At 71.0% G+C, this 12111-nt stretch carries 16 protein-coding genes; 9 read left to right on the top strand and 7 right to left on the bottom strand.

What is annotated here, in order from left to right; translation table 11 throughout:
- Window position 1 precedes the first annotated feature (1 nt).
- A complete protein-coding gene (locus K8556_RS30765; protein WP_223743674.1) occupies window positions 2-430 on the top strand; it encodes a hypothetical protein in 429 nt (142 codons plus the stop codon).
- A complete protein-coding gene (locus K8556_RS30760) occupies window positions 427-933 on the top strand; it encodes a hypothetical protein (protein ID WP_223743673.1) in 507 nt (168 codons plus the stop codon). Before K8556_RS30765 ends, K8556_RS30760 begins: the two co-directional genes overlap by 4 nt.
- 58 nt (window positions 934-991) lie before the next feature.
- On the opposite strand, the gene K8556_RS30755 is transcribed toward K8556_RS30760, so the two are convergent.
- The 3 genes from K8556_RS30755 to K8556_RS30745 are packed head-to-tail and all read right to left on the bottom strand — an operon-like array spanning window position 992 to window position 4166.
- Window positions 992-2188 carry a class I SAM-dependent rRNA methyltransferase gene (locus tag K8556_RS30755; protein WP_223743672.1) on the bottom strand — a complete coding sequence of 399 codons (1197 nt, stop codon included), beginning with the start codon at window positions 2186-2188 and terminating at the stop codon, window positions 992-994.
- Window positions 2185-3027, bottom strand: coding sequence for an HAD-IIB family hydrolase (locus K8556_RS30750; protein WP_223743671.1), 843 nt, complete (start codon window positions 3025-3027; stop codon window positions 2185-2187). Before K8556_RS30750 ends, K8556_RS30755 begins: the two co-directional genes overlap by 4 nt.
- Window positions 3024-4166, bottom strand: coding sequence for a hypothetical protein (locus K8556_RS30745; protein ID WP_223743670.1), 1143 nt, complete (start codon window positions 4164-4166; stop codon window positions 3024-3026). The genes K8556_RS30750 and K8556_RS30745 overlap by 4 nt, the downstream gene beginning before the upstream one ends.
- Before the next feature lie 88 nt (window positions 4167-4254).
- Between K8556_RS30745 and K8556_RS30740 the strand changes: the two genes are divergently transcribed.
- The 4 genes from K8556_RS30740 (at window position 4255) to K8556_RS30725 (ending at window position 6711) form a co-directional block, all read left to right on the top strand.
- Window positions 4255-5196: a magnesium transporter CorA family protein gene (locus K8556_RS30740; RefSeq protein WP_223743669.1), complete on the top strand. Its 942-nt coding sequence runs from the start codon at window positions 4255-4257 to the stop codon at window positions 5194-5196.
- A 35-nt stretch (window positions 5197-5231) separates the two neighbouring features.
- A complete protein-coding gene (locus tag K8556_RS30735) occupies window positions 5232-6017 on the top strand; it encodes an alpha/beta fold hydrolase (RefSeq protein WP_223743668.1) in 786 nt (261 codons plus the stop codon).
- Window positions 6018-6051: 34 nt separating this feature from the next.
- Entirely contained in the window at window positions 6052-6321 is a 270-nt protein-coding gene (locus tag K8556_RS30730; protein ID WP_223743667.1) for a peroxidase, read from the top strand.
- 72 nt (window positions 6322-6393) lie between these two features.
- Window positions 6394-6711, top strand: a complete 318-nt coding sequence (locus tag K8556_RS30725; RefSeq protein WP_223743666.1) for a peroxidase — start codon at window positions 6394-6396, stop codon at window positions 6709-6711.
- 3 nt (window positions 6712-6714) lie between these two features.
- On the opposite strand, the gene K8556_RS30720 is transcribed toward K8556_RS30725, so the two are convergent.
- From K8556_RS30720 to K8556_RS30705, 4 genes are all read right to left on the bottom strand, one after another.
- Entirely contained in the window at window positions 6715-7095 is a 381-nt protein-coding gene (locus K8556_RS30720) for a hypothetical protein (protein ID WP_223743665.1), read from the bottom strand.
- 36 nt (window positions 7096-7131) lie between these two features.
- Window positions 7132-8139, bottom strand: a complete 1008-nt coding sequence (locus tag K8556_RS30715; RefSeq protein WP_255652539.1) for a dipeptidase — start codon at window positions 8137-8139, stop codon at window positions 7132-7134.
- A 64-nt stretch (window positions 8140-8203) separates the two neighbouring features.
- Entirely contained in the window at window positions 8204-9337 is a 1134-nt protein-coding gene (locus K8556_RS30710) for a serine/threonine-protein kinase (RefSeq protein WP_223743663.1), read from the bottom strand.
- A gap of 219 nt (window positions 9338-9556) precedes the next feature.
- A complete protein-coding gene (locus K8556_RS30705) occupies window positions 9557-10141 on the bottom strand; it encodes a hypothetical protein (protein WP_223743662.1) in 585 nt (194 codons plus the stop codon).
- Between the two features lie 335 nt (window positions 10142-10476).
- On the opposite strand from K8556_RS30705, the gene thiS reads away from it, so the two are divergent.
- The 3 genes from thiS to K8556_RS30690 are packed head-to-tail and all read left to right on the top strand — an operon-like array spanning window position 10477 to window position 12109.
- Entirely contained in the window at window positions 10477-10680 is a 204-nt protein-coding gene (gene thiS, locus K8556_RS30700) for a sulfur carrier protein ThiS (RefSeq protein ID WP_014395831.1), read from the top strand.
- 35 nt (window positions 10681-10715) lie between these two features.
- Window positions 10716-11492: a thiazole synthase gene (locus K8556_RS30695; protein WP_223743689.1), complete on the top strand. Its 777-nt coding sequence runs from the start codon at window positions 10716-10718 to the stop codon at window positions 11490-11492.
- Window positions 11493-11494: 2 nt separating this feature from the next.
- On the top strand, window positions 11495-12109 hold the full coding sequence (locus tag K8556_RS30690; RefSeq protein WP_223743661.1) for a thiamine phosphate synthase: 615 nt from the start codon (window positions 11495-11497) through the stop codon (window positions 12107-12109).
- Window positions 12110-12111 lie beyond the last annotated feature (2 nt).

The following is a 12111-nucleotide window of genomic DNA, read 5'->3' as shown; positions in this document are numbered from 1 at the left end:
TATGACGCTCGAAGATGCCCAGCGGCTGGTGCAGTCATTCATCCAGGCTCACGGAGGCGATGCGCAGGCCTCCGGGTTGAACGCGAAGGGGTTTGGCGGCGCCGCCCTCGGCGAAGCGCAGATCTACTTCGAGCATGTGAAGGACTCGGGGGCGCTGAAGTGCAGCGCCCTCATCTACCGCTTCCGCGACGCGCCCCGTCCGGGCGTCATCGACGGCTTCCGTGACGAGGAGAAGAAGGGCACGGACGCCGGCGGCGGCAAGGTGGACTACGAGACCGAGAACAAGAGCCTCTTCCTGAGCCGCACCTACGGCGTGCTGCCGTCGGCGCAGCAGTTCAAGGAGGACATGGACCGGCTCGTGGAAGCCAGCCTCGTGTGGGGCGACGAAGTGTTCAACCGCGTCGCGGACCGCGTCATCCCCGCGAAGTGATCAGCACGTTCTCCAGCAAGATCCAGTGGCTGCTGTCCTCCATGGGACTGGCGCGTCCTGCGCCGCCCGCGGGGGGCCCGATGACGCGCGACGCGGCCCGGCAGTTGGTGAAGTGGTACCTCCAGTCCCAGGGTGCCGGCGTTACGGAAGGCCTCAACGAGCAGGGGCTGGGCGGCATGATGAACGGCGAAGGCCAGTACGCCTTCGAGCACGTCGAGTCGCCTCCGGCGCTCAAGTGCAGCGCGCTCATCTACCGGTTCCGTGAGCCGCCCAAGCCCGGCATCATCGAGGGCTTCCAGCAGCAGCAGGAGGAGGGCACGGACACCGGCGGCGGCAACGTCGACTTCGAGCCCGACACCGGCAATCTCTTCCTGACCCGCACCTACGAAGTCGTTCCGGACGGCCGCGAGTTCACCCGCGACCTGGACCGGCTGGGCAAGGCCAGCGTCGTCTGGGGCAAGGACGTGCTGGACCGCGTGGCCCACAAGGTCTTCGGCACCTGAGCACTGCCGGGCACCCGTGGAGCGCGCCTCGTGTCAGGCGCGCCCCGGGGCCGGGCCGCTACACCGACTGCATCACGTAGAACTTGAGGTACTTCCCTTCCGGGAACTGCAGGCGCACGGGGTGGTCCGGCGGCTGGTAGCGCTCCTCCACCAGCGCCAGATCCACACCGGCCTTGAAGCCCGCCTCGCGCACGGCGCCCATGAACATGTCCCCCGTCACGCGCGCGGAGCACGACGCCGTGGCCAGCAGGCCGCCGGGACGCAGGAGCGCCAGGGCCTGCCGGTTGAGGGACGCGTAGCCGTCCACGGCCGCCTCCACCGCGCGCTGGCTCTTCGCGAAGGCGGGCGGGTCCAGGATGATGAGGTCGAACGTGCGGCCCTCCTCCTTGAACGACTGGATGAGCGCGAACACGTCCGCCGCCAGGAAGTCATGCTTCGCCGCCGGCAGCCCATTGCGCGTGAAGTTCTCCCGCGCCAGGGCGATGGCCTCCGGGTCCTGATCCACGGAGAAGACGCTGTTGGCTCCGCCCAGCGCCGCGTTCACGGAGAAGCCGCCGCTGAAGCTGAAGCAGTTCAGCACGTCCCTCCCCTGCCCCAGCCGGCGGATGAGGTAGCGGTTCTCACGCTGATCCAGGAAGAAGCCCGTCTTCTGCCCCTTCCACGCGTCCACCAGGAAGATGGCGCCGCGCTCGCGGATGGGGATGAGCTCCGGGGCCTCCTCGCCCCACAGCATCTTCCCGCTGCCGCGGCCGTCGTCCTCCTCCACGTCGTCGCGCCCGACTTCATCGCGGCCGAGGATGCCCTTGAGGCCCGGGACGCCCGCCTTCAGCGCCTCCACGATGAGGGGGCGGTACGGGGTGAGGCCCGCGGAGTAGAGCTTCATCACCGCCCAGCCCGCGTACAGGTCCACCACCACGCCGGGCAGGCCGTCGCCCTCGCCGTGGATGAGGCGGTAGCTGTCCGTGTCCTTCAGGTCGATGAGCGCCGTGCGCGCGGCCAGGGCGCGCTGCACGCGCTGGGTGATGAAGCGCGCGTCCACCGTCTCGCGCGAGTCCCGCGTGAGCACGCGCACCGCGATGGCCGAGTGCGGATCGTAGTACCCGCGCGCGACGAACTTCCCGTTCTCCGTCAGGTCCACCACGCTGCCGGGCGGGATCCGCGGCGTGTGCTCCAGGGCCTTGCGGAACACCCACGGGTGCCCCGCGCGCAGGTGACGCCCCAGCCCCCGGGCCAGCTCCAGCTTCACGACATTCACGTTGAAACTCCTCGACTGCTGCGGGCCGTCCGGCGGCGGGAGAGGAGGGCGGAAGCCAGCTCCTCGAAGCCCCGCCCCTCGGGCGCCCGGGTGATGAAGGCCGGCGGCGCGTCGATGCGATCCAGCACCGCGCGCACGTTGGCCACGCCCACGCCCAGCTTGAACGCCTGGAACATCGGAGCGTCGTTGAAAGAATCCCCCGCGTAGACGTACCGGCCGTCCGCGGGGTCCAGCTTCTCGCCCCACGCCACCCTGGCGAAACGCCGCGACGCGGAGAGCTTGTCGAAGCGGCCCAGCCAGCAGTTGACGTGCACGGACGAGCGCACCGCCGTCACGCCCCGGGCCCGCAGCAGCGATTCGATGCGGGAGGCCCCTTCGTCGCCCAGCCGGACCTCCTCGTTGTAGTCCACCGCCAGGTCCACTTCCGTGTAGCGGCTGTCCACGGACAGCCGCGCGCCGGGCACCTGGGCGAGCACGCGCCCGACCTCCTTCTCCAGGCGCTGGCGGTTCGCCACGCGCTGGGTGGGCGGCTCCAGGTACACCTTGCGCAGCTTCCCCCTGGCGTCCTTGAGGAAGAACAGCCCGCCGTTCTCCACGATGACGCCGTCCACGGGGAGCTGGCGGGCCCACGCCTCGCCCCACCCCGCCGGCCGGCCGCTCACCAGCACCACGCGCAGGCCGGACGCGGAGAGCCGCTCCAGGGAGCGCACCGTCTGGCTGCGCAGCTTGTGGCCCGTCGTCAGCGTGCCGTCCACGTCGGTGAAGACGCCCTGCACGCCGGACAGGTCCGCCTGCCGCAGGGGGCGCGGCTCCAAGGCCTTCTTGTCCGCGGCCTTCACATCACGTCCAGTTGCGCGAGCTGGGACTGGAAGGACTCGATGGTGGAGAGCAGCTCCGGGCCCGTGAGCGTGGCGAGCTTCAGCTTGCGCGCCTTGCGCAGGAACGCGTCCATGGTGGGGTCCCGGCCATAGAGCGACTGCGCGCTGGCAGCGGCCTCCGCCAGCGCCTTCGCGGACGCGACCGGGTCCTTCTTGGACTGGGCCAGCGCGCGCTCCAAACGCACGCCGCACGCGGCCCACACCTCGCGGTCGTGGAGGATGAGCAGTTGACGCTGGTTCACCGCGGACAGGCTCCGCACCAGTTCATCCAGGCCTTCCGTCACGGTCAGCAGCCGTGCCTGCTCGGGGGCGGACTCGAGCGCGAGCGCGCCAATCTCCGCGCGGGCCTCCACGATGTGGCGCTTGTCCTGCGCGCGCAGGTTCCGGTACGCGGCGGTGCGGCCGAAGGCGTCCAGCTCCGTCTGGAGCTGCTGCGCGTTCCACAGCACCTCGTCCGGCTTCGCGTCGCGCACCTTGTTGAGCCGCGCCGCGACGATGCGGGACAGGTCGGACGTGATGGCGCGCACCGTGACGGCCGCCTTCACCTCCGCCTCGTAGCCGGGCACCACCTGGGCGCGCGACACCTCGCCGAAGGTGCTCGCGGACTCGAAGACGAGCTGGCTCATCTGCTCGCGGTAGTCGGACCGGAAGCGTTGGATTTCCGCCAACAACTGCCAGCGGTCGCTCACCACGGACGGGTTGCGCATGGCCTCACCCAGTTGGGTGATGCTCTGGGCCAGCCGGGCCATGCCCTCCTGGAGCATGGCGGGCACGTCCCCGGGGCCCTTGCCGGACGCGGCCGGCGGCGGCGTACCGGGGAACTGCTCCCGGATGACGTTGAGCAGCACGTTGACGTCCATCACCGTGTCGCGGATGACGGGCGCCATCTCCTCCCAGAGTGACAGGTCGGGGCTGGCGTCGACGACGGGCGTCTCGTACTTCACCAGGTCCAGGTCGCTCAGCCGGGAGATGGCCTGGGCCGCGGCGAGATACACCGCTCGCAGCCGCGCCGCGAAGGCACGGTCGGGCAGCGACTGGAGGATTTGTTCGAGCCTCGGGGTCAGGGAGGCCGGCGGTGGATTCTCGGCGGCAGCGGACACGTTGGCCCCACTCTACCGCTCGACATCGCGTCCGGGGAGTTCTAGCAAGCGTCCCGGCCCCGCGAGGTGGGCCGGGGAGTCCACGGAAATGATCCAGGTCTGTCTGTGGGAAGACGGCAGGGTGGTCTCGGGGGGCGAGGAACTGCTCGACAGGCCGGGACCCAAGTGGATCGACGTCCTGGAGCCGGACGCGGAGGTGATGGGCCGCCTGGCCGAGCGCTTCCAACTGCACCGCCTGGCCGTGGAGGACTGCCTGCACCTGGACCAGCGGCCCAAGCTGGAGGAATACCCGCACCACCAGTTCATCGTGATGCAGGGCTTCAGTTGCGGCTCGGACGTCACGGAGCTCACGCTGCACGAGCAGCACTACTTCCTCGCGCAGGACTGGCTCATCAGCGTGCACGCGCTGCGCCTGCCGGGCCACGACGCCATCCTGCGGCGCGTGAAGGACGACCCCTCGGGCACGCTGGGCCGGGGCGTGGACGTCATCCTCTACCTGCTCGCGGACGCGCTCGTGGACGCGCAGTTCCCCATCATGGACGACTTCGGCGACCGGCTGGACGACCTGGAGGACGCCATCTTCGCCGATCCGGATCCAGAGCACCTGCAGCGCATCTTCCAGCTCAAGCGCGCGCTGGTGACGCTGCGCCGCGTGCTGTCCCCGCAGCGGGACGTGGTGGGCATGCTGTCGCGCCGGGGCATCCCGCAAATCCAGGAGAAGACGACGCTGTACTTCCGCGACGTCTATGACCACCTGGTGCGGCTCTACGAGCAGATCGACGCCAGCCGCGACGTGGTGGGCAACGTGATGGACGGCTACCTGTCCATGGTGGCCCAGCGCACCAACGACATCAGCAAGCAGCTCACCATCTTCGCCACCCTCTTCCTGCCCCTGTCCTTCATCGTGGGGTTCTTCGGGCAGAACTTCGAACAGTTGACGGGACCGGTCTGGTACACCGCCATGTGGGTGACCATGGTGGGCTTCCCCCTGGGGCTCGTCGGCTGGTTCAAGTACAAGAAGTGGATCTGACGCCGCCCCCTGCGGCGGGCCGCGAGGAGGCACGCATGCTGACGGTCGCCGTGGATGGGGTCGCGCTGCACTACCGGGACGTGGGCCAGGGGTTGCCGGTGCTGCTCATGCACGCCTTCCCGCTGGATGGCTCCGCGTTCGACCGGCAGGTGGCCGCGCTGTCCGGGCGCTACCGCTTCCTCGTGCCGGACCTGCGCGGCTTCGGGCAGAGCCGGCGGGGTGAAGGCCCCACGGAGATGCGCAAGCTGGCGCAGGACGCGCTCGCGCTGCTGGACGCGCTGAACCTCGACACGGCGGTGGTGGGCGGCGTGTCCATGGGCGGCTACGCGGCCCTGGCGCTCCTGCGCGAGGACCCGGGCCGGGTGCGCGGGCTGGTGCTCTCCGACACGCAGTGCACCGCGGACGACGCCGCCGGCAAGGACAAGCGCGAGGCCACGGCGCAACAGGCGCTGAAGGAAGGCACGGCGTCCGTCGTCCAGGGGCTGGTGCCCAAGCTGGTCCACGCGGGGCCGGACTCGCCGGTGGGCCGCGAGGTGACGAAGCTGGGGCTGTCCGTGTCGCCGGAGTCCATCGCCGCCGCGCAGCGGGGCATGGCGCTGCGGCTGGACAGCAAGGACCTGCTCGCGCGCTACGCGGGGCCCGCGCTGGTGGTGGTGGGCGAGCACGACACCGTGACGCCCCTGGCGAAGGCGAAGCAGATGGCGGACCTGGTGCAGGGCGCGCGGCTGGAGGTCATCGCCGGCGCGGCGCACCTGCCCAACCAGGAGCAGCCGGAGGCCTTCAACTCGGTGCTGGACAGCTTCCTCGCGTCGCTGGCCTGATGGGCGTCCCCGTCCTTCGCCAGGGAAGTGCCCGATGAGGAAGTCCCCCGCTCCGGAAAACATGTACCTGCCCGACGTGGAGTCGCACGAGTCCGACGGGCACTACGGGAAGATGATCGCCATGGCGCGGGCCGGGGGCATGACGCCGCCGGGCATCTGGCACCTGTTCGCGTTCAAGCCGCGCATGACGGACGCGCTGTCCGCCTTCACCCATGAGGTGATGCGCGGCCCGTCCCCGCTGTCCGCCGGGCTGCGGGAGCTCATCGCCGCGTACACGTCGCGGCGCAACGCCTGCGTGTTTTGAACGGGCTCTCACGCCGCGGTCGCGGCGGAACTGCTGGGCAGCACGCAGCACGTCCAGGCGGTGCTGGACGACGTGAAGACGGCCCCCATCCCGGAGGCCGAGAAGGCGCTGTTCGCCTTCGTGGACCAGCTCAACGACGCGCCCGGAGACGTGCGCCGCGAGGACGTGGAGGGCCTGAAGGCGGCCGGATGGTCGGACGAGGCCGTCTACGACGCGGTCTCCGTCTGCGCCCTCTTCAACTTCTACAACCGGTGGATTGACGGCACCGGCGTGCAGGGCCTCTCACCGGCCATGTACGAGCGGTCCGCGAAGCGCATGGCCGCGGGCGGCTACCTGCCGGCGCCCCCTCCCGGGTCCCCACCGAAGCCCGAGGGGGAACCGGAGCGCTGAGGCTCAGGGCTGGCAGACGGCCTGGTTGTCCTGCACGGCGCAGGATGAACAATCCGCCGTCTTCACCAGCACGCCCTGCTGGCACGTGAGGAGCGCGGCGCCGTTGGGGCTGCACACGCCCTTACCCTCCGCGTCCATGGCGCACCCGTCGTTCTCCTGGTTGAGGGACGTGTCGCACCGCACGCTGTCCGCCAGCTCCCGGCAGCCCAGCGGCCCGCGGCACGCGAGCGGGCGCCAGGTGCCGTTGCGGCACTCCAGGGCCTGCGCGTCGTCCTGGCACACGTAGTCGCCGCCGTCACACGAGTCGCCCGAGCCCGGCCCACCACAGCCGGAGAGAAGGAAGAAACCGACGAGGGACAGGAGCGCGAGGGGAAGACGGTTCATGGGTGCCGGCGACTCTTTTCGACAGGTTTTTCGCTGTCAACCGCCGCCGAGCGTCTCGCGAAAGTAACGCCGCAAGTTGCCACCCATCACACGTTCCACCCAGGACTCCGGGTGTCGTTTGAGCAGCGCCTCCGTGAGGCGGGGCAGATCCGTCACGTCCCGCATGCCCCGGGGCAGCGCCACCATGCCGTCGTAGTCGCTGCCCACGCCCACGCCCTCCTCCCCCATCACGTCCACGGCGTGCTCCACGTGGCGGACCACGTCGTCCCACGTGTCGCCGCCCAGGTACACCGGCGCCAGGATGATGCCCACCACGCCGCCGCGCTGGGCGATGGTGCGCAGGGCCGCGTCGGACAGGTTGCGCCAGCCGCCGCCCGCCGCGCGCACGCCGGTGTGCGAGCAGAAGTAGCGCACCGTGGGGTGCGCGAAGAGGTCCGTGAGCGTCTGCTCGGAGGCGTGCGCCACGTCCACGCTCATCCCCAGGCGGGCCATCTCCTCCATCACCTGGTGCCCCAGCGGCGTCAGCCCCCGGTTGCCCATCATGGGAAAGGACGAACCGCCCAGGTCGTTGTTGGACAGGTGCGTGAGCCCCATGAAGCGCACCCCGCGCCGGTGCAGCTCCGCCAGCCGCTCCACCTGGCCTTCAATCGCGTGGCCGCCCTCCACGCCCAGCACCGCCGACAGCCGCCCGTGCGCGAGGTTGTCCTCCAGCCCCGCCCCGGTGGTGGCGACGCGCACGGTGTCCCCGGAGCGTGCGCAGAAGGCGTCCAGCCGCTCAATCTGCCAGAGCGCGCGCGTCCACTCGCTGCCGCGCGCCTCGGAGGGCCACTTGCGCCACGCGGCGAACAGCGGGAAGCCGCCAATGAACGGGAAGCCCCGGGTCACCAGCGTGAAGCACTGCAGCTTCACCCCCGCCTCGCGCAGGCGGGGGAAGTCCACGTGCCCCTCCGTCGACCGCTCGCACAGGTCGCGGTTCCACATCAGCGAATCCGCGTGTCCGTCCGCGATGCACCACTGGCGGTGCAGCTCCTTCACGTCACCCATGCCAGCAGTCTTCGCCACGGCCTCCCGCGATGACAAGCGCCCCGGGGCGTCCCGCCGTCACGCCTCACGTCCAATCCGCGCCGTCGTCATCGCAGCCATCCCAGAGGTCGTCCTCCAGCGGCAGCCCGGCCTCCGCCTCCCCCGCCGGGCCCACGAGCGCGTCCGCGCGCACCTCCGCCACCTCGCGCAGCGCTTCCGGAGGGCCATAGGGCCGCCCTTGCGCGTTCAGCAGGCCCCGGAGCGCGTCCCGCAGCTCCGCGCCCGTCTGGAAGCGCAGGTCGCGGTCGCGCTGGAGCACCCGCTGGAGCACCGCCCGCATGCCCGGCGAAAGCCCCCGCGTGGCCTGCTCCACGTGCTCCGGCGTCAGGCACGCCATGCGCGCGGCCATCAGCGGCGCGGGGAGCCAACTGGGCGTCTCCGCGCACAGCCCGCGCGTCCCGGGCACGGGCTGGGCCTGCTGCGCGGCACGCTCCACGTCTTCCAGGTCCAGCAGGTGCAGTCCGGTGAGCAGCTCTAGCAGCACCATCCCCAGGGAGAACAGGTCCGCGCGGCCATCCAGCGGCAGGCCGTCCAGCGCCTCCGGCGACGCATAGGCCACGTCCCCGCGCACGAGCCCCGGCTCCGTCACCACGCGCCCGGGCAGCCGCGACCACGCGAACGCGAAGTCGGACAGCCGCACCCGCCCGTGCACGTCCACGCGCAGGGAGCGGGGGTTGATGTCGCGGTGGACCACGCCGACGGGCAGGCCGCGCGCGTCCTCCAGCGCATGGGCGTGGTGGAGCGCGTCCGCCACCTCCGCGCCCACGTACGCGGCGAACGCCTCCGAGAAGGGCCGCCGCCGCAGCGCCGCGAAGCTGGACAGGGTCTCCAGGCACGGCCCGTCCACGTACTCCGTCACCAGGTGGGGCGCGCCGTCGTGCACCCGCACCAGGTACACCGGCGCGATGGCCGGGTGGGACAGCCGCATGAGCAGCTTCACCTCTTCGCGCAGCCGCGCCCGCGCCACGTCATCCGTCACGTCGCGCAGGCGCTTGATGAGCACCAGCCCTCCCGGCGTGCGCGCGTAGTGCCGGCGGGCGAGCAGCAGCTCCCCTCCGGCGCGCGCCCCCAGGTAGCGCACCAGCTCATAGGACGTGGCCCCGGTGGTGAAGAGGATGAAGGGCCGGGACGCGGAGGACGCGGGGGGATGGGTGGCCATCGTGGGTGACGCTCCTGACGAAGAGGCGCTTCCCGGGGGTGGGAAGGCATGAGGAACTCCTCACGCCCGCGTCCTACCACCCGGGTCAGACATCCCCATCCGACCCCACCGGGCATTTCCCCGACTAAAAAGGAAACGGCCCCCACCGCGAGGGTGGGAGCCGCCGCCTTCAAGTATTTCCCCTGTCCGGAAGGACGTCAGGCGCTGAAGGCGCGGGGATTACTTGTCCATCTTCTTCACCGGCGCCACCAGGGTGACGTCGCGGGCGACCATGTCCTTGCCGTCCATCACGTAGGAGGCGCGCACCTGCGAGCCCTCCTGGATGTCGTCCAGCTTCACCGCGCGGCTGGCGTTGTCCATCATCGCGGTCTTGTCGTTGGTCTTGATCTTCAGCTCCTTGTTGGCGCTGTCGACCAGCGTCAGCGTGTCGCCGGACTTGGAGAGCACGCGGCCGTTGACGGTGGTGGCCGCCGCGGCGCTGGTGGTGCCGGCCATGCCGGAGCCGCCCTCGGCCAGGTCCTCATTGCGGTTGGCCCGGGCCTCGGCCAGGTCCTGCTCCTCGTCACGGACCTCCTCGTTGGCGCTGGCGATCTTGTCGTTCGCGTCCTTGCGCGCCTCCGCGATGTCCTCGTTGGCGTCCTGCTGCGCCGCCGCCAGCTCCTTGCTCTCGTCCTGACGCGCCTCCGCCGTCTCCTGCGCCGCTTCCTGACGGGCCTCGGCGACATCCTCGCGCTGCGCCTGGACGTCATCCTTCTTGCAACCGGTGACCATCGTCAGACCCGCGACCGCCGTGACCGCAATCATGAGCTTCCGCATGTGTGACCGCCCCCTGTGAGTGTGTCTTGAGTGCCGGTGATTTGTTCCCCGGCGTTGGGCAGAAACTGGTCGCTCCCCCCGTACCTGCACAGCGCTTGGCAACGCGGGGCGGTATGAGCAGGGGCGCCCCGCGCACGAGCCAGCCCCTGGTCGCCCGCCTGCTGGGGTAGCGGAACAAAACGCAAGAGCGCGCGAAAAATCCGTTCCCGTGCGCTGAAGCAGGGCTGTTGCGTGGAGGAGGCTGTGCGTTGACAGGGCAGAACCGCCCTTGTACTGGCACCGGCGGGTCCCGTCCGAAGCGGGCCGGAAGGAGCCGTGAGGCCGTGAACGTGTGGGTCAACGGAGAAGCGCGGACGCTGCCGGAGGGCAGCACCCTTTCGTCCCTGCTGGCGCTGTTGAATCTGGGCAGCGGCCCGGGGGTGGCGGTGGAGGTGAACGCGGAGGTGGTGCGCCGCGCCCGTCACCCCGAGCACCGGCTCCAGGACGGGGACCGGGTGGAGATCGTCACCTTCGTGGGTGGCGGGTGAGCGCAGGCCCTGGAGAGGAGACGGTCATGAGCGGCATCGCGGACAAGCCTTTCACGCTGGCGGGGGTGACGTTCACCTCGCGGCTCATCGTCGGGACGGGGAGGTACCCCAGCCACGAGGTGATGAAGCAGTGCCACGAAGCGTCGGGCGCGGAGCTCGTCACGGTGGCGGTGCGGCGGTTGGACCTGAAGGCGACGGGCGAGGCGTCGCTGATGAACTGGATCGACCGCGACAAGATGCGCCTCTTGCCCAACACGGCGCTCTGCTACACGGCGGAGGACGCGGTGCGCACGTGCCGGCTGGCGGAAGAGCTGGGCATGAGCAAGTGGGTGAAGCTGGAGGTGCTCGGCGACGAGAAGACGCTCTACCCGGACGTCGAGGAGACGGTGAAGGCCGCGCGCATCCTGGTGAAGGAGGGCTTCACGGTGCTGCCGTACACCAGTGACGACCCCATCACCGCGCGCAAGCTGGAGGACGCGGGCTGCGCGGCGGTGATGCCGCTGGCGGCGCCCATCGGCAGCGGGCTGGGCATCCGCAACCCGCACAACCTGCGGCTCATCCGCGAGGTGGTGAAGGTGCCGGTCATCGTGGACGCGGGCGTGGGCACGGCGTCCGACGCGGCCATCGCGATGGAGCTGGGCGTGGACGCGCTGCTCATGAACACCGCCATCGCGGGCGCGAAGGACCCCGTGCGCATGGCCGTGGCCATGAAGAAGGCGGTGGAGGCTGGCCGCGACGCGTTCCTGGCCGGCCGCATCCCGCGCAAGGCGTACGGCTCCGCGTCCAGCCCCATCGAAGGGCTCGTGGAGTAGCGGTGCCCGCCCTGCCCCGCCTCGTGGTCATCACGGACTGGCGGCTGCCCCGGGCGCGGTTGCTCACCGCGCTGGAGCGGGCGCTGGAGGCGGGGCCGGACGTCGCCGTGCAGCACCGTCACCCGGAGGCCTCCGGGCGGCGGTTCCTGGAGGAGGCGCGGCTCCTGGCGGAGGTATGCCGGGGCCGGACGCTGTTCGTGAACGGCCGGCTGGACGTCGCGCTGCTCGTGGGCGCGCACCTGCATCTGCCCGCCTCCGGCCCTTCGCCCCGCGACGTGCGCCCGGTCCTGCCCGCGGACCGGTGGGTGAGCGTGGCGGTGCACGACGCGCGCGAGGCGGATGCAGCGGTGGGCGCGGACCTGGCGCTGGTGAGCCCCGTCTTCGCGCCGGGGTCCAAGCCCGGGGACACGCGTGACACGCTGGGGCCCCGTGGATTCAAGGCCCTCGCGGAGCGGCTGCCCTGCCCTGCCCTGGCGCTGGGAGGCATGACGCCGGAGCGGGCCCGGGAGGCGCCGGGGGCCTGGGGTGCCGCGGTCATCTCCGCCGTACTGGAGGCGGAGGATCCGCGCGCGGCGGCCCGGGCGCTGCTGGACGCATGCGCGCCGCCTCGCGGCTGATT

The organism is Corallococcus sp. AS-1-12 (genome assembly GCF_020036995.1).
GTDB lineage: Bacteria > Myxococcota > Myxococcia > Myxococcales > Myxococcaceae > Corallococcus.
The sequence above is the reverse complement of the archived record's forward strand: the minus strand, read 5'-3'. Positions and strand labels throughout refer to the sequence as shown.